The 16,334-nt window shown below is 63.7% G+C and carries 18 protein-coding genes and 1 pseudogene; 12 read left to right on the top strand and 7 right to left on the bottom strand.

The window, feature by feature from the left end; all coding sequences use genetic code 11:
* The first annotated feature begins 91 nt into the window (after positions 1-91).
* Positions 92-967: a LysR family transcriptional regulator gene (locus tag KUA23_RS18275; RefSeq protein WP_078049062.1), complete on the top strand. Its 876-nt coding sequence runs from the start codon at positions 92-94 to the stop codon at positions 965-967.
* Positions 968-1,044: 77 nt separating this feature from the next.
* Positions 1,045-1,431 (top strand): DoxX family protein, encoded by a 387-nt coding sequence (locus KUA23_RS18270; protein WP_078049061.1) that lies wholly within the window; start codon positions 1,045-1,047, stop codon positions 1,429-1,431.
* Between the two features lie 54 nt (positions 1,432-1,485).
* On the opposite strand, the gene KUA23_RS18265 is transcribed toward KUA23_RS18270, so the two are convergent.
* The 3 genes from KUA23_RS18265 to KUA23_RS18255 all read right to left on the bottom strand — a co-directional run bounded on the left by KUA23_RS18265 (position 1,486) and on the right by KUA23_RS18255 (position 4,677).
* Entirely contained in the window at positions 1,486-2,304 is an 819-nt protein-coding gene (locus KUA23_RS18265) for an alpha/beta fold hydrolase (RefSeq protein ID WP_099491848.1), read from the bottom strand.
* 88 nt (positions 2,305-2,392) lie between these two features.
* On the bottom strand, positions 2,393-3,784 hold the full coding sequence (locus KUA23_RS18260) for an alginate export family protein (protein ID WP_248487805.1): 1,392 nt from the start codon (positions 3,782-3,784) through the stop codon (positions 2,393-2,395).
* The gene (locus KUA23_RS18255; protein ID WP_252992573.1) at positions 3,781-4,677 is read right to left on the bottom strand and encodes a VOC family protein; all 897 of its coding nucleotides are present in this window, start codon (positions 4,675-4,677) and stop codon (positions 3,781-3,783) included. The genes KUA23_RS18260 and KUA23_RS18255 overlap by 4 nt, the downstream gene beginning before the upstream one ends.
* A gap of 104 nt (positions 4,678-4,781) precedes the next feature.
* Between KUA23_RS18255 and KUA23_RS18250 the strand changes: the two are divergent.
* A pseudogene (locus tag KUA23_RS18250) lies at positions 4,782-4,973 on the top strand (NAD(P)-dependent alcohol dehydrogenase); the annotation flags it as partial.
* 757 nt (positions 4,974-5,730) lie between these two features.
* Here the strand turns inward: KUA23_RS18250 and KUA23_RS18245 are convergent.
* Positions 5,731-6,042 carry a hypothetical protein gene (locus KUA23_RS18245; protein WP_252992572.1) on the bottom strand — a complete coding sequence of 104 codons (312 nt, stop codon included), beginning with the start codon at positions 6,040-6,042 and terminating at the stop codon, positions 5,731-5,733.
* A gap of 217 nt (positions 6,043-6,259) precedes the next feature.
* Between KUA23_RS18245 and KUA23_RS18240 the strand changes: the two genes are divergently transcribed.
* Genes KUA23_RS18240 through KUA23_RS18230 form a run of 3 tightly spaced genes read left to right on the top strand, consistent with a single transcriptional unit; the run spans position 6,260 to position 8,410 of the window.
* Positions 6,260-6,904, top strand: a complete 645-nt coding sequence (locus KUA23_RS18240; RefSeq protein WP_252992571.1) for a TonB family protein — start codon at positions 6,260-6,262, stop codon at positions 6,902-6,904.
* Positions 6,901-7,446, top strand: a complete 546-nt coding sequence (locus KUA23_RS18235; RefSeq protein WP_078049055.1) for an RNA polymerase sigma factor — start codon at positions 6,901-6,903, stop codon at positions 7,444-7,446. The genes KUA23_RS18240 and KUA23_RS18235 overlap by 4 nt, the downstream gene beginning before the upstream one ends.
* 37 nt (positions 7,447-7,483) lie before the next feature.
* Complete coding sequence (locus KUA23_RS18230; protein WP_252992570.1) at positions 7,484-8,410, top strand: FecR family protein; 927 nt, start codon at positions 7,484-7,486, stop codon at positions 8,408-8,410.
* A gap of 160 nt (positions 8,411-8,570) precedes the next feature.
* Here KUA23_RS18230 and KUA23_RS18225 read toward each other — a convergent pair whose 3' ends face one another.
* The gene (locus KUA23_RS18225; RefSeq protein WP_252992569.1) at positions 8,571-9,167 is read right to left on the bottom strand and encodes a type II secretion system protein GspJ; all 597 of its coding nucleotides are present in this window, start codon (positions 9,165-9,167) and stop codon (positions 8,571-8,573) included.
* Positions 9,164-9,616, bottom strand: coding sequence for a type II secretion system minor pseudopilin GspH (gene gspH / locus KUA23_RS18220; protein WP_252992568.1), 453 nt, complete (start codon positions 9,614-9,616; stop codon positions 9,164-9,166). Before gspH ends, KUA23_RS18225 begins: the two co-directional genes overlap by 4 nt.
* Positions 9,617-9,709: 93 nt before the next feature.
* Between gspH and KUA23_RS18215 the strand changes: the two genes are divergently transcribed.
* Positions 9,710-10,141, top strand: a complete 432-nt coding sequence (locus KUA23_RS18215; RefSeq protein WP_252992567.1) for a type II secretion system protein N — start codon at positions 9,710-9,712, stop codon at positions 10,139-10,141.
* On the opposite strand, the gene gspI is transcribed toward KUA23_RS18215, so the two are convergent.
* Positions 10,128-10,493 carry a type II secretion system minor pseudopilin GspI gene (gene gspI, locus KUA23_RS18210; protein ID WP_078049050.1) on the bottom strand — a complete coding sequence of 122 codons (366 nt, stop codon included), beginning with the start codon at positions 10,491-10,493 and terminating at the stop codon, positions 10,128-10,130. The genes KUA23_RS18215 and gspI overlap by 14 nt on opposite strands.
* A 148-nt stretch (positions 10,494-10,641) precedes the next feature.
* Between gspI and gspG the strand changes: the two genes are divergently transcribed.
* Genes gspG through gspD form a run of 5 tightly spaced genes read left to right on the top strand, consistent with a single transcriptional unit; the run spans position 10,642 to position 15,802 of the window.
* The gene (gene gspG / locus KUA23_RS18205) at positions 10,642-11,091 is read left to right on the top strand and encodes a type II secretion system major pseudopilin GspG (RefSeq protein ID WP_078049049.1); all 450 of its coding nucleotides are present in this window, start codon (positions 10,642-10,644) and stop codon (positions 11,089-11,091) included.
* 8 nt (positions 11,092-11,099) lie between these two features.
* Positions 11,100-11,969 carry a type II secretion system minor pseudopilin GspK gene (gspK, locus tag KUA23_RS18200; protein ID WP_252992566.1) on the top strand — a complete coding sequence of 290 codons (870 nt, stop codon included), beginning with the start codon at positions 11,100-11,102 and terminating at the stop codon, positions 11,967-11,969.
* On the top strand, positions 11,966-13,024 hold the full coding sequence (gspL, locus tag KUA23_RS18195; protein WP_252992565.1) for a type II secretion system protein GspL: 1,059 nt from the start codon (positions 11,966-11,968) through the stop codon (positions 13,022-13,024). Before gspK ends, gspL begins: the two co-directional genes overlap by 4 nt.
* Complete coding sequence (locus KUA23_RS18190; RefSeq protein ID WP_078049046.1) at positions 13,017-13,529, top strand: type II secretion system protein M; 513 nt, start codon at positions 13,017-13,019, stop codon at positions 13,527-13,529. The genes gspL and KUA23_RS18190 overlap by 8 nt, the downstream gene beginning before the upstream one ends.
* On the top strand, positions 13,526-15,802 hold the full coding sequence (gene gspD / locus KUA23_RS18185; RefSeq protein ID WP_252992564.1) for a type II secretion system secretin GspD: 2,277 nt from the start codon (positions 13,526-13,528) through the stop codon (positions 15,800-15,802). Before KUA23_RS18190 ends, gspD begins: the two co-directional genes overlap by 4 nt.
* Positions 15,803-16,334: the final 532 nt, after the last annotated feature.

Here is a 16,334-nt window from a genome sequence, read left to right as displayed (position 1 = left end):
TCTCTGGCGGCCAGCATAGCGAGGTTTTAAGATGCAATAATGCAGCGAATTAGCGTCATGGCGATGCAGATATGCATCACTGGAGGGCGGTATGAATTGGGATGATGCACGGGTGTTCCTGGCAGTGTGCCGTGAGTCCACACTGCGCGGTGCCGCGCGGGTGCTGGGGGTGGACCAGGCCACGGTAGGGCGGCGGATCAATGCCTTGGAAAAGTCCTTGAGCGCGACCTTGTTCCTGCGCACCTCCGAAGGCTATGCGCTCACGGCGGTAGGTGAAGCGGCGTTGCTCTCGGTGGAGAAAATGGAGCGTTCGGCCCTCGACCTGGAGCGGCAGATCCAGGGCCTGGATGACCGCCTGACCGGCACGGTGCGGGTCAGCACCACCGACTCCCTGGCCATCGACTTTCTGATTCCGTCCATCGCGCGCCTGCACGACAAGCACCCCGACGTGCGCGTGCAACTGGACGCCTCCACCCAGATCCTCAGCCTGGCCAAGCGTGAAGCCGATATCGCCGTGCGCAACACCCGCCCGGACAACCCCGACCTGATCGCCCGGCGCATTGCGCGCTGGCCGGTCGGGCTGTTTGCGTCCCAGGGCTATATCGACCGCCACGGCGTGCCCACGCCGGGCAGCCTGTTCGAAGGCCATGACCTGGTGGTCTACCAACCCTACCTGCAAAGCCAGAAGGACATGAGCCTGGTCTCTGAGCCCGTAGCGCGCGGGCGCATTGTCGCCGCCTTGAGTTCCAGCCTGCTGGTACGCCGCTCCATCGCCGCGGGTATCGGCATTGGTGAAATCCCGGTGTACACCGGTGAGCGCGACGGGCTGGTGCGCCTGTGGCCGCAGCGTACCCGGCCACTGCCGTATGACGTGTGGCTGGTGACCCATGCCGACCTGCGCCACACCGCCCGGGTGCGGGCGGTGATCGATGAAATCGTGGCGGCGTTTGCCGGCACCGGGGAGTGAGGTCAGCACAGGCTTGCAAGCGCTTAGGTGGCCCGGTCGCCACAATCAACGTTTGTGGCAATCAACCGAGAGCACCTATGAACGAATCGACGCGTCAGGACCTGGGACTATTGTTTCTGCGGATCAGCGGGGCGCTGTTCCTGCTGTGGGTGCATGGCTTGCCCAAGTTGCTCAACTACAACGAGCAATTGAAGCTGATCGAAGATCCGTTTCACCTGGGGGCGACTATCACGTTGCTGCTGGCGATTTTCGCTGAAGTGCTGTGCCCGCTGCTGATCATTGCCGGGGTGCTGGTACGCCTGGCGTGCCTGCCGATCCTGGCGGTGCTGTTGATCGCTTTGTGGGTGGTGCACCCGGAGTGGACGTTGTTCGAAGGGCAGTTCGGCTGGCTGCTGTTGATCATCTTCACCACCTTGCTGATCAGCGGGCCCGGTCGCCTGGTCCTGGGCCAGCGTTTCTCCTGAGCAAAAAAAGACCGGGCAAACCCGGCCAAATAAGGAGAGGGTGGTGCAGGCGTTTCAGCGTTGCAGGAACGCCAGCAGGTCTTCATTCAACTGCTGCGCGTGGGTCACGGCGAACCCGTGCGGCGCGTCCTTGTAGACTTTCAGTTCGGCGCCCTTGATCGAGGCGGCCGCCACTTTACCGGTGGTTTCGAACGGTACGATCTGGTCGCCGTCACCGTGGATCACCAGGGTCGGTACGTCGATCCTGGTCATGTCCGGGCGGAAGTCGGTTTCGGAGAACGCGGTCACGCAATCCACCGTCGACTTTAGGGATGCCAGCATCGCCACTTGCAGGGTCTGGGTCAGCACACCATCAGAGACCTTCTGGCCCTTGTTGAGGCCGAAGAACGGCGTGTTGAAGTCGCTGATAAATTGCGCACGGTCTTTCAACAGGCCGGCCTTGATGCCATCGAATACTTCAGTCGGCACACCCTGCGGGTAGTCCGGTTTCTGGCCGAACAGCGGTGTCACCGCGCCCAGCAGTACCAACCCGGCCACGCGTGCGCTGCCATGGCGTGCGATGTAGCGGGCGACGTCGCCACCGCCCATGGAGAAGCCCACCAGGGTCACGTCCTTGAGGTCCAGGTGTTCGATCAACTGGGCGATATCGTCGGCGAAGGTGTTGTAGTCGTTGCCGGTCCAGGGTTGATCCGAGCGGCCGAACCCACGGCGGTCAAACGCGATGGTGCGAAAGCCGCGGCTGCTCAGGTATTCCATCTGGTATTCCCACATGTCGGCGTCCAGCGGCCAGCCGTGGCTGAACAGCACGGGTTTACCGCTGCCCCAGTCTTTGAAATAGATCTGGGTACCGTCTTTGGCGACGAATGTGCTCATGAACATCTCCTTTCAAGGTGGTGTAAAACGCAGGATCACTATTGCCGTTAACCGGTTCAAGGGCTTGTACGGGTGTGCTTGCTTGGGGTTACCAACTGAACTTGAGCTCGACCCCCAGGTAATTGCTGTCGTCACCCCCAGCATCGTGCAGGGTCTGGCCCACGTCGTAGTGCACGGCCTCGACGGCGCCGGTGAGGTTGGGGCTGAACACATAATCGGTGCGCACTTGCGCATAGGCGCCGGTCCAGCGATTGCCCTGGCCTGCGGTGCCGGCCACCGGCAGGTTGGGCTGGGTATAGACCGCGTCGCTGGTGGTTTGGCGCCACAGCAGGCCGATGGCGGTTTGCACGCTGAGCTTGTCGATCGGCTTGACCGTGATCGACGGCTTGACGTGAATCAGGTTGCTGTAGCCGGTGTAGCCCGCCAGGGAAAAGTAGTAGCCGTTGGGGAACAGCGGGTTGAAGGTGCCGACGGTGCCATCCCCGGTTTTGCGGTCGCCCGAGGCGATGTCCAGTTGCAGACCGACGCGAGGTTTCCAGGCCAGGCTGTCGAAGGTGTAGCCGGTACGGCTGCCACCGGCCCAGGCGCGAATGTCCTTGTTGCCGACCGAGCCGCTTTGCAGCATCGCTTCGATGTCCCAGTCAAAGCCCATGGCCGCGCCGCCCAGGCGTGCGTCGAACAGGTGGCGGGTCTCGTCGCCGTCGGCGTCCAGGTAGTGAGCGGCGGTGCGCTCATATACGCCGTAGTAGGCGGACAACTCGTTATTGCCGCCCACCAGTCGCTCCACACGGACCATGTGGAAGCGCGCATCGCTGTTGGATTTGTCGTCGAAGTGACGCCCGTCCTGATATTGCACCGGCTGGCTGGCGATCCCGATAAAACGCCAGTTGGAGGTCTCCCAGTCGGCCCACAGCGCATCGAAGGACTGCCGCACATTCGGGCCGTCCCGCGATGAGATGAAGCGCTGCAGGTCGAAGGCGAAATCCTGGCGCCCGACACGGGCCTTAAGGGTCCCACTGCTGAAGGTATTCACATACTCGGCGAAGGCCAGGCGCAGGTCGACGCGATTCTGGTCGGCGCCGCCGATTGTCGTCTTGTCGTACGCCCGCGCATCTTCCAATTGGGTGAACACGCGCCAGTGCTCGTTCAGATGCAGGTCGGCGTGGACCTGGAAACGCTGGATCAGGTAGCGATCACGCTTCACATCCCGCACACCGAAGCCACTGGCATCGTTCATCTCGAAACGCTCGCGCAACGTCGCGCCCAGGGACAAGTAGGTATAGGGGTTCGCGCTGGATAGCGGGATGTACTTCAAGCTGTCCAGCGGCTGCGTGCGCAGCGCCGGGTCCTGCAGCACCGACCAGTCTTCCTGCCAGCGGTTGGCCTTGATGGCCGGGCGTGTCGCTTGCTCGTCGGCGTGGACACTGCTGACGAGCAGCGGCCACAGCACGGCCAGGCCCCAGCCTGTGCGGCGCATCATTTTGCGGCGTTGAGTTGATGGATCTCCGCGACGTAGCCGCCCGGAAACTCCACCAAAGCGCTGCGACGGCCTTTGCTGTCGAACGCAGGCACCAACACTTTGGCGCCGGAGCCGGTGGCCTTGCCCAGGGTGGCCGTCAGGTCAGCCACTTGATAGCCGGTGGTCTCATGGCCGAACGGGTAGGGCAGTTGGCCGTTGGTGACCAGCACGGCCATGCGCCCGAACGGCGATTCGATGTCGACGCGACGGTAGTTACCGTTGGCTTGGCCGATATCCACGCCAGGGGCGTGTTTGTCATCCGTCAGCACCTTGCCATGGGAGAAGCCGACAAACGATTTGATGAAGCTGTCGGCACGCTCGGCGCTGAGGTACACGCGGTTTTCCGGCACGGTCTGGAACGCGGCGTAATCCGGGGCCTTGGTGTGCCAGTAGAGTTGCATGTTCACACCGCCTGGCCACTGCACCACCGCGTCACGTCCGATCGGGTCGGGGAAGTCGCTGACGATCACCGCCGCGCCGTTTTCCCGGGCGGCCTTGAGGGCGAGATCCATGTCCTTGACCAGGTAACCGTTGCGCTCCTGGCCGAACGGGTGCGGGATCGGCGTGGTGAAACCGAACAGCGACACTGTGCCAACGGGTGTCTGCAACAGTTGCGAGGTGGTGCTGCTGGGCACCGGCAACACGTTCACCACCACTTGGGGCGTGCTTTTGCCGCCGAATGTGGCCAGGAAACTCTGGGTAAAACGGTCCACATCGGCCGGGGCGACGTAAACGTGGCTGGTGTCGTATTGCGGAGCCACGGCGACCGCCGCTGTCGCTGCAAAGGCGTTGCCCATCATGGCCTCGGCCAGCAACGTGACTGCTAGCGCAACCGTCCTTACTTTTCTGCTCATGCCCACTCTCCTGCGTCTTGAGAAAGTCTCGATCTTAGGAACGGGGCCGACCGGCGGATTGTACGGACGTGCTCGGTTGAACGATTCAGCGTCTATGCGGGTCATCGTTGAACGGCGGCATCCAGGAGCCCCAGGACATGCTCGACGTCTGCGCCAGATACGGGATTGCCTCGGACATTGAGATGATCGATATCCAGGGCATCAACGAGGTGTATGAGCGGATGCTCAAGGGCGATGTGAAGTATCGGTTCGTGATCGACATGGACCGCTTGAAAAAAGAAAGCCACGCCGCCTGATACCACCGACGATTCGGTGGTATCAGCTCTCTGTGGGAGCGGGCTTGCTCGCGAAGGCGGCCTGACAGTTGACCGCTATCTGACTGTAGCCCCGCGATCTAAATGTGGGAGCTGGCTTGCCTGCGAAAGCGGCCTGACAGCCGACCTCTCTCCAACTGTCTCCCCGGGATCCAAGTGTGGGAGCTGGCTTGCCTGCGAAGGCGGCCTGACAGCCGGCCTGGATGTTGGATCTGGCTGGGTACATATCCGTTGCTGCGGTAACGGCCGCTTATGGTTCCGCTCTTACAGCGGCTCACTTTTGGAAAGGCCCAAAAGTAAGCAAAAGGCCTTCGCCCCAACACTCGGTACCTCGCCTAGGCTCGGTATGCCCGTAATCCGACAGTGATTTGGGGGGCCGCCGCCACGCGCCATCCATGGCGCGGGGCGGCTAAACCGGCATCCCTGCCGGTTTACCCCCCAAATCCCTGTCGAATTCCGGCCAGCGTGTTTGACGGGGCGCCTAAGATCAAAAGCAAAGCGCGGCGGCCTTAGAGCCGACCGGGTTTTTGCTGTCGATCCCTGTCAAATGTAGGAGCGGGCTTGCTCGCGAAGGCAGCCTGACAGTTGACCGCTATCTGACTGTAGCCCCGCGATCTAAATGTGGGAGCTGGCTTGCCAGCGAAGGCGGCCTTAGAGCCGACCGGGTTTTTGCTGTCGATCCCGTTCCCATGTGGGAGCTGGCTTGCCTGCGATGGCATTGCCTGGGCGCTTTGATTTCTCAAGGCCGCTGCGGCTTCACCGACGTCCCGAAGGTATTGCCCATGCGTACGCTGGTCGCCGCCGGGGTGGCCAGGCCAAGTTTATTCGGTAGGCGCTTTTCCACGGGAAGGGCCTGCGCTTCGCGGTTCTTTTGCGCGGCTTTGGCCGCATTTGTGTCGTTGCCCATTTGTTGGCTCAGGCAGCCATAGTCCGGTGCCTTGTAGCCATCCACCGTGACTTCGGCGCAAGTGCCGGCGCTGTTGTCGGCATGGGCCAGCAAGGGCAGGGCGGCGCACAGCAACAGGCTGGCGAGGGTCGGTAACGATTTCATCGGGGCCTCCTGGCTGGCCCTGGGGAGGGGGCCGGTTAGGCTTGAAAGTCTAGTGCAGCGCGCCTCTCATCACCGTGATGTTTTTTTTGCTATCACCGTAACATCAGGTTCATAAACTGGCCTCAGGATGACGGTTTTCTAGGGCGCGTCGGCCGTGCAGCGATGCAGAGCAGGGGGTGAGCAGGGAGTCTGGAGGCGCGTCGCATGCGCCCTGGTCTTGCTGTTGCTGCTGGTCGGTGGTCGCGCAGCGCAGGCAGATTCACCCCTGTTGTCGTTGGACCTGCCGGCGCAAGACCTGGAACACGCACTGCAAGCCTACAGCCGCGCCACCGGGATGGCGGTGCTGGTTGACCGCGAGTTGACGCGGGGCCGGCGTGCCATCGGGGTGCGCGGGCGCTTTACGGCGCAAGAGGCACTGGCGATGTTGCTGACAGGGAGTGGCCTGATGGCCCGTTATGCACGCAGCGATGCGTTTACCTTGCAGGCCCCGCAGGTCAGTCAGCCGCCCCCCACCCGTGGTGCGGCGGCACGCAGTGCTGTGCGGATCAACAACAGCTACGCGACGGCGCTGCAGCAAGCCATCGAAGGCAGCCTGTGCCGTTCGCCGCTGACCCGGCCCGGCAGTTTTCGTGCGCTGGTGCAGGTGTGGGTCAACCCGGACGGGGTGATCGAACACAGCCGGCTGGTCAGTTCCACCGGCGATGAACAACGCGATGAAGCACTGGTGCGCAGCCTGGCAACGGCGCGGGTCGAACGCCCGGCACCAAGCTCGTTGCGCCAACCGGTGACTTTACTTTTGATGCCTGACACAACAGGAACACGCATGGAATGCACAGCAGCGAAAGGAGCCTCGGGGGGATGAAAAATTCCGGGCACAGCACAATGGTCAGCTTGTTCCTGGCCTCCTACGAAGACTTCAAGGTGCGTTTGCGCAAGCGCCTGGGCTCGGAGGACCTGGCCAACGACGTGCTGCACGAGACGTACCTGCGGGTCGACCGCATGGACGTGCCGCCGAACCTGCAGCAGCCCAATGCCTACCTGTACCGCATGGCCCTGAACATCGCCGCCGACCGCCGCCAGGCCGATGCGCGCCTGCTCACCGGCAGCGAGGTGGAAGAGTTGCTGCAAAGCGCCGACGAAGCCCAGGACCCGTCGCGGGTGGTGGGCGGCCAGAAAGACATCCAATCCCTGGTCAAGGCCCTCTACGAGCTGCCGGCACGCCGGCGCAAAATCCTCATTGCCGCCCGCCTGGAGGAGGCGCCGCACCTGGAAATCTCCCAGCGTTTCGGCATTTCCACGCGCATGGTCGAGAAAGAAATCAAGGCTGCCCTGGGCCACTGTGCCAAGCGCCTGGAAAGAAAAGTGATTCAGCGGTTCGGTCCCGGGGCCGGAAAACCGTCTTAGTGTCGAGTCCCTGATAAATCCGTGAGTACGTGCGCGCTTGAATATTTTTAGCCTCTCCACCGCCCGGCAATCCGCCGCCAGCCCCCTGCACGATGAAGCCCGCGATTGGCTGGTCCTGCTGACCTCGGGCCGCGCCACCGTGGCCGATGCCAAGGCCCTCAAGGCCTGGTGCGCACAAAGCCCGGAACATGCCCAGGCATTCGAGCAGGCCAAGACGCTGTGGCAGCACGTGGCGCCTGCGCTGGAGCACGTCTCGCAACCGCGCAGCTTTGGCCGGCGTGCCTTCCTGGGCGGTGCGATCGCCGCCTCTGCCGCTGTGGTAATGGTTCGCGTCGGCGTACCGGGTGGCTTTGCCGGGCTCACCGCCGATTACCGCACCGAGGTCGGCGAGCAACGCCAAGTCCTGCTGAGCGACGGCATCAGCCTGGAACTCAACACCCAGACCCGCATCAGCCGGGTGGGGCAGGGCATCGAGCTGCTCGAGGGCGAAGTCGAAGTGGTCGCCCACGTGGTACAACCGCTCAAGGTCCAGGCCGGCGAAGGCTGGGTAAGCGCGGCACAGGCGCGCTTCAACCTGCGCAATACCGACTACAACGTGTGCGTCACCTGCATCGAAGGTTCACTTCTGGTGGACATCGCCGGGCGCAGCGTGCGCCTGGACAGCGGCCGGCAGCTCACCTACGGCGCTGCCGGCGTCAGCGACGTGACGACGGTAGACACCCAAACGGTCGTGGCCTGGCGTGAGCAAGTGCTGGTCTTCAACAACGCCACCCTGGCGACGGTGGTGGATGAAATCAACCGATACCGCCCCGGCATGCTGGTGCTGTTGAATAAGCAACTGGGCCAACGCCGGGTGCAAGCGCGGTTCAGTTTGCAGCAACTGGCGGGTGTGGCGTTGTTGATTCGGGATGCGTACGGGGCCAAGTGTACGGAGTTGCCGGGTGGGGTGGTGTTGTTGAGTTGAAGGCCTTGATTGTTCATCCCGTGCCTCAACAATTGGTTTTCACGCGGGCTGCCGGTTGCGCGCATGGAAAAACTGGCGACAACCTTGAGTGTCAACAAAGCGTGGCTTGAGACAGGCCAGCGCGAACGTTGACGGCGGCGGGACGGCCAAGGGGCCGCCCCTACTTCAACGGCCCCACGACCTGCCGGTATTTTTCTACCCCCTGCGGCGTCTGTCGCACCAGGCTGATCTCCAGTCCCACCGGGTCTTCGCGTCGATTCCCGCTCAGCTGCCGCCAGCCTTTTTCTGCTTCCCACACCCGTACCTGCAAGTCACTGACGCCGGTCAGCACCACTACGCCGTCCTTCGCTGCCGGCAGGGGGTAGCGATCCCGCGCCGGGGCGGCGGCGCGATACAGTGCGTCGCCCTTGAGCCACCAACGTACCCGTTGCAGGCCATCGCCTGCCATGGGGGCGCTGCGGATCACGTCGAGGCGAAAGCCTTTGCTGTCGGAGCTGCGCACGGTCACGGCGGCCAGGCCTTCCGTTTGTGCCGTGTCCGTGGGCGTCAGTTCGACACGGGCGCGCAGGCTGATGTCCCGTTGCATCTGGTTCAGCGCACGCAGCAATACCTCGGTCTGCTCGGAGCTCGCCTGCAAATGCTGATCCGCCCGGGTCACGCTGTCGAGCCCACGCCAGGCGATCAGGCTGACCACCGCCATGAGCATGATCGCCACCATCACTTCGATCAGGGTGAAGCCTTGCTGGGACCTGTTCATGGTTGGCTGACCACGCGCATCAGGCCGGCGGCGTCGCGTTGCAGGCTGAGGCTGTGTTGGCCGTCGGACAGCACCACGCGCAGCGGCGGGTTGATCCATTCGGCGTTGAGCACCAGGGTTTGTCGGGGTTCGATGCTGATGTTCATCGGCGTGCTGTCCCAGAGGCGCGGGCGCAGTTGATCGTCGTTTGTAAACGTTTCGATGCCCTGGCCGTCGTCCCGTTGGCGGTTAAAGCGAAACCCTTTGGCATCCGCGCGCCAGGTGATGGGGCGGCCGTCGGCGTGGGCTTCGGCCTGGGCGACTTGCAGCAGTTGGCTCAAGCGCTCGGCGTCCTTGCGCAGCAGGTGCAACGGGTCGGGTTTGATCGTGAGGCTGATGGCGGCGCTGGCGATACCGATGATCACCAGCACCACCATCAGCTCGATCAGGGTGAAGCCTTGCTGTTTCATCGGTGACCACCTGGAGAACTGGGGAGTGTGTGAAATAAAAGCGTGCGAATTGACCTGTAGGCTGGTGCGACGGACAAACAGGAGGTCCTGCCCATGACATTCATCCCTCGCTTCACCCTGGCCCATGGAGTGCAGGCGCTGGGTATGTTGGCCGCGCTGACGGGCGTGGCGGTATGGACGCCGCTGCTGCTGACCACCGCCGAATCCCACACACCGCCAGCCGCGCCCCAGGCACTGGCGGCGCGCAGCGACAACCCGGCGCTGCAGTGGTTTTCCAATGCGCCGACGGCGCTGCAGGTGAAGGTCACGGGGGTGCTGGCAGGCGCGCGAGGGGCGGTGGCGATCCTCAGTCTGAATGGCGGCCCGCCGCGCAGTTTTCTACTGGGTGAACGGCTCAGCCCCGGCGTGCGGCTGACGGCCATCGAAGGCGACGGCGTGGAGATCGAGCGCGGTGGCGAGACGCTGCGCGTCAACCTCGACAAGTTGCCGCAAGGGCCGGCGTTGCCGCTGCTCACTCGGCCATGACCTGGGTTTCCAGGCGCGCCAGGGGCGGGGCTGCGCGACTGGCGTCGAGCACCTGCAGGTTGATCTGAAACACGCGGCCATCGGCGTTGATGGTCTGCTCGCAACGCAGTTTCAGGCGGCCCTGGTCGCATTCGAACGTCTTCTGGCCGCTGCGCAGGTGTCCCTCCAGGCGCAACTCCGCCAGTCGACTCTGGGCCGCCAGCAAGGCGATCGACTTGTCCCGCAGCAGCCCGTTGCTCTGGGTCATCAGCCCGGCCACGCGCACGGCGGCGGCCATGGCCACGGCGATGATCGCCAGCGCCACCAGCACTTCAATCAGGGTAAAACCTTGCTCCTTGCGACAGCCGTACATGGCGCTCTCAAAGCCTGGAAACAGGCCCGCAGACTAGCGCCGGCAGTTGACCGATTGGCGACCGAAACTCCCGAGGATTTTCAATACGACTGACATGTGTTCTTGCAACACTGCGCCACGAATTGCACTCAAGCCAAGGAATGTCGAGATGGATATCGCGTGCCTAACGTCCCCGTTGCCAGGCCCTCGCGGGCAGCGTGGCTTTACGTTGATCGAGATCATGGTGGTGGTGGTCATCCTCGGGATCCTGGCGGCCATGGTGGTGCCCAAGGTTCTCGACCGTCCGGACCAGGCGCGGGCCACGGCGGCCAAACAGGACATCGGCGGGTTGATGCAGGCGCTGAAACTCTACCGCCTCGACCACGGCACTTACCCGAGCATGAACCAGGGCTTGAAGGTGCTGGTGGAACGCCCGGCGGATGCGAAGAACAGCACCTGGCGCGCCTACCTGGAACGCTTGCCCAATGACCCGTGGGGCCACCCTTATCACTACCTCAACCCAGGCGCCAATGGCGAGGTGGATGTGTTCTCCCTCGGCGCCGACGGCCAGCCGGATGGCGATGGCGTGAATGCCGATATTGGCTCCTGGCAGCTGTAAGGCGCGCCATGAAAGGGTGTTCGCCCCCAGCGGCGAAGCAGCGCGGTATGGCGATTATCAGCGCCTTGCTGATCGCGGCGGTGGTGGCAGTACTGGCCGGCGCCATGCTCACGCGCCAGACCGTATTCACCCGCAGCCTGGAAGCCGAGCAGTTGCGTATCCAGGGCCAGTGGCTATTGGAGGGTGGCCTGGAGCGCAGCCGCCAGCTGCTCTGGGATGCGCGCCAGAAAGACGTGCTGACCCGTCTTGACCAGCCCTGGGCGCTGGTCCAGCGTGGCGCCTTCGAGGGGCGCATCGAGGATGAGCAGGGCAAGTTCAACCTGCGCAACCTGGTCAATCGCCAGCAGGTGGACACCGAACAGTTGCAGCGTTTCGAGCGGCTGTGCCGGCTGATCGGTGTTGATCCGGCGGTGAGTCGGCGCATCAGCCAGCGGGTGATCGCGTCTTATGTAGCGCCCGTCAAATACCCGATGCTGCGCAACCTGGATGACCTGGGCGGCATCGAAGGCCTCGACCCTGTCGTGTTGCAGCGTATGCAAGCCTATATCAGCGTGCTGCCCGGCCCGACCTGGGTCAACGGCAACACCGCGAGCGCCGAAGTGCTCAGCGCGGTGGTGCCTCAGCTGAGTCTGTCCCAGGCCCATGGGCTGGTGGCCGAGCGTGACAGTGGGCAGTGGTTTATCAACCGTGGGGATTTCGTCAACCGTCTGCACTTGCCCCAGGTGGCGGTGGAGTCGGTGCAGGTGGGCATTACCAGCGAGTGGTTTCGCGTGCAGGGCCAGGCGCGTCGCGAACAACGCCGGGTCGCCCTCGACGCCTTGTTGCACCGCCCTGAAGACCGTCAGCCACGGGTGATCTGGTCGCGGGTGGGTGTATGAAACGCTTGCGCATTGGCCTGCCGCCACTGGATCAATTGAGCGCCGAAAGCCTGGTCAGGTTTGCCTGGCTGGAGCGTGGCGTGGTCGTTGAAGAGGGCTCTCAGAGCCTGGCGCAACTGGGTAAATCGCGCCAGGCGGCAGACTGTTTCCTGCATCCCCGTGACAGCCTGCTCACCAGCCTGGAGCTGCCGCCATTGCCGGCGGCGAAGACAGCGGCCGCCGTGGCCTGTGCGGCGCAGGCGCTGATCCTCGGCCCGGTGGAGCAGATGCAGGTGGCCCACGGCCCGCGTGAGAGCGATGGCCGCGTGCAAGTGGCCTGGGTGCCCAAGGCCGGGCTGGAGCGGTTGGCGCAATTGCCACTCAAGTTGCGCGGCCTGTACCCGGCGCCCTATGCCTTGCCGGTGGGCGCAGCGGCGTTGGATGAAGGCTATCTGTTGACACGTGAGAGCCTGCAGCAAGGCGCGGTGCACCCGTTGGGCGTGCAGGCGTTGGAGGTGCCGCTGGTGGAGGCGGCCCAGCGGTGGAGTGGGCCGGTGCCTGCCTGGGGGTTGCACGGTCGCCTCAACCCGCCATCGACTGGCGGCTGGGGCAGGGCGCTGGCCTGTGTGGCGCTGGCCGTGGCCATCTGGACCCTGGGACTCAACCTGTACGCCGCACGCCAAGTGGAAGAAGGCCAGCGACTCAAGGCGTTGATGAGCCAGCAAGTGCGCCAGGCGTTCCCCGAATTGCCGGTGGTGCTCAACCCCTTGCAGCAGGTGCGTCAGCAATTGGCCGCACGCCAGAGCGGCGCGGCGGACGACCCCGGACAACGCTTCACCCGCTTGTTGCAACTGGCGGGCAGCCACCTGCCGTTCATGGTCGGCAGCGTCGACAACGTGAGTTATGAGCAGGGGCGCCTGCACGTCGAGCTATTGGCTGACAGTCGCAACCCGACGGCCGAAGGTGAATGGCAGGCGGCGTTGGCCCAGGCCGGCTTTGCCGCCAGCCGCGATGAGCACGGTTGGACCATCGCCCCGGCGCCGGCGGCGGAAAAGCCAGGGGCCGCTGATGAATAAAATCCAACGACTGCGCAGCCAGGCCCAGGTGTTCTGGCGTGGCCTGGCCCTGCGCGAGAAACGCATGCTCGGCGCTGCCGGCCTGGTTTTAGCGAGCCTGTTGACCTGGCTGGTGCTGGTGGCGCCCGCGCTAAAGAAGATCGATTACTGGCAGGCCGAAACCCCCAAGTTGCGTGCCCAGGCCGAAGCCTTGCAGGTGCTGTTGCAGGATGTCGCCGCGCCCCGGCCGGGTAACGAAACCGCACTGCGCCAGGCCCTCGATAGTGCCGGCCTGCGAGGCCACTACCACTTGCAGGCGCTGGCACCTGGTGGCTGGAGCCTGACGTTCGACAACGCCCCGGCCGACGCGGTGGTGGGCTGGCTGCTGGGCAATGCCCGCTCGTTTTCCCTGGAGGTGTCCGAGGCGCGTTTGCAGCGCGCCCTCGACACCGTCGACAACGCGGCCGGCACTGTGTCCGGGACCGTTCGCATGGATCAGGCGCTTGGCGCTAAGGAAGCTTCATGAAGTGGTCAGTCCCCCCGTTTCGTCTGGTCGCGCCGCTGCTGGTGCTAGCCCTGAGTGCGTGCAGCAGCCAGGAGCCGGCCAAGCCGTTGCTGGTGGACAGTGAACTCGGCCAACCCCTGGCGGAAACCCGCCGCAGCGGCGAAACCTTGCTCGATCGCCAGCGCGAACCGGCACCCAAGCCGCCCGTCCAGCATCGGGTCACCAACAGCGCACGCGGCCACGCCCCGGCGGCGGTCAAGGCGCGCAACCCGCTGGGCGACCAGCCGGTGCAGCTCAACTTTGTCGATGCCGATATCCAGGCGGTGGTGCGCGCGCTGTCCCGCGCCACGGGCCAGCAATTTTTGGTGGACCCGCGTGTGAAGGGCAACCTTACTTTGGTCAGCGAAGGCCAGGTGCCGGCGCATCAGGCCTACGACATGCTGCTGGCGGCGCTGCGCATGCAGGGCTTCAGCGTGGTCGATGTGGGTGGCGTGGCCCAGGTGGTGCCCGAAGCCGATGCCAAGTTGCTCGGCGGGCCGATCTACAGCGCTGGCAGCAGCGGCATGCAGACCCGCACCTTTCGCCTGCAATATGAAAACGCGGTCAACCTGATCCCGGTGCTGCGCCCCATCGTGTCGCCGAACAACCCGATCAATGCCTACCCCGGCAATAACAGCATCGTGATCACCGACTACGCGGAAAACCTCGCGCGGGTGGCGCAGATCATCAACGGCATCGACACCCCCAGCGCCATCGACACCGACGTAGTGATGGTGCAAAACGGCATTGCCGTGGACATCGCCGCCATGGTCTCCGAGCTGCTGGAAACCCAGGGCGCCGACCAGACCCAGAAGATCAATGTGATCGGCGACCCGCGTTCCAACTCGATCATCATCCGCTCCGGCAGCCCCGAGCGCACCGAGCTGGCCCGCAACCTGATCTACAAGCTCGACAATGCCCAGAGCAACCCCAGCAACATGCACGTGGTGTACCTGCGCAACGCCCAGGCGGGCAAGCTGGCCCAGTCACTGCGCGGCTTGCTCACCGGCGAAAGTGATTCTGGCGTGAGCGATGACGCACGCGGCAAACTCAGCGCCATGGGCGGCAATGGCAAGAACAGCCAAGGCACCAGCACTGCGCAAAACAGCAGCGGCACACCCACCGGCAGCGGTGTGCAGTCGGGCTATGGCCAGGCCCCTGGTTCGACGACCAGCCCCAATGGCGCCAACAACGAGAATCAGGACACCGCGTTCAGTGCCGGCGGCGTGACTATCCAGGCGGACGCCACCACCAACACCTTGCTGATCTCCGCACCGGACCCGCTGTACCGCAACCTGCGCGAAGTCATCGACATGCTCGACCAGCGCCGCGCCCAGGTGGTGATCGAGAGCCTGATCGTGGAAGTCGGGGAAGACGATGCCACTGAGTTTGGCGTGCAGTGGCAGGCCGGCAACCTGGGCGGCAAGGGCGGTTTCGGCGGGGTCAACCTGGGCGGCAGCGGGGTGAACAGCACGCCGACCAGCAAGACCAGCATCGACGTTTTGCCCAAGGGCCTGAACGTGGGGCTGGTCAACGGCACGGTGGACATTCCCGGTATTGGCAAGGTGCTCGACCTCAAGGTGTTGGCCCGTGCGTTGAAGAGCAAGGGTGGCACCAACGTATTGTCCACGCCTAACCTGCTGACCCTGGACAACGAGGCGGCGAGTATTTTTGTCGGCCAGACCATCCCGTTTGTCACCGGCAGCTACGTGACCGGTGGCGGGGGGACCAGCAATAACCCGTTCCAGACGGTGCAGCGTGAAGAGGTGGGGCTCAAGCTGAATGTGCGGCCGCAGATTTCCGAGGGTGGCACGGTGAAGCTGGATATTTACCAAGAGGTCAGCACCGTAGATGCGCGGGCCTCGGTGGAGGCGGGGACGGTGACCAACAAGCGGGCGATCGATACCAGTATTTTGCTCGATGACGGGCAAATCATGGTGCTTGGTGGGTTGCTGCAGGATGGCTATAGCCAGAGTAATGATGCGGTGCCGTGGTTGTCGGACATTCCGGGGTTGGGGGCGTTGTTTCGCAATGAGAAGCGCAGTGTGAACAAGACCAACCTGATGGTGTTTTTGCGGCCGTACATTATTCGGGACAGTGGGGCGGGGCGTAGTATTACGTTGAATCGGTATGAGTTTATGCGCAGGGCGCAAGGGGGGTTGCAGCCCGAGCATAGTTGGGCGATGCCGGATGTGCAGGCGCCGCAGTTGCCTTCGGTGGAGAAGGCGATTCCTGTTTCTGGGGGGCGGCCGTGATTGAGTACATATCCGTTGCTGCGGTCACGGCTACTTATGGTTCCGCTCTTACAGCGGGTCACTTTTGGAAAGGCCCAAAAGTAACCAAAAGGCCTTCGCCCCACCACTCGGCGCCTCGCCTAGGCTCGGTGTGCCCTCACTCCGGCTTTGGAGCGTGGGCCGCCGCGATGGGCCATCCTTGGCCCAGCGCGGCTAACCCGGCGTCCTGCCGGGTTACCCACGCTCCAAAGCCTGCGTTCGGCCAGCGTGGTTTTACGGGGCGCCTAAGATCAAAAGCAAAAGCCAGAGCCAAAGCAAAAGCAGAGCGCGTCGGCCTTAGAGCTGACCGGTATCTGACTGTCGAACTCGGTCAAATGTGGGAGCTGGCTTGCCTGCGAAAGTATCACCTGGGTGTAGCTGACTCACCGAGGTGCCTGCATCGCAGCGATGCGGCAATCCGACAAGCCAGATCCTACAAGACCGCGTATGCCTTTGCTCCACACCACTCAAGCCGGCTGTCAGGCCGCTGTGCTTTTGCTTTTGATCTTGATCT

The organism is Pseudomonas pergaminensis (genome assembly GCF_024112395.2).
GTDB lineage: Bacteria > Pseudomonadota > Gammaproteobacteria > Pseudomonadales > Pseudomonadaceae > Aquipseudomonas > Aquipseudomonas pergaminensis.
Note: the sequence above shows the minus strand (reverse complement) of the source record. Positions and strands in the feature narration are given on the sequence as shown.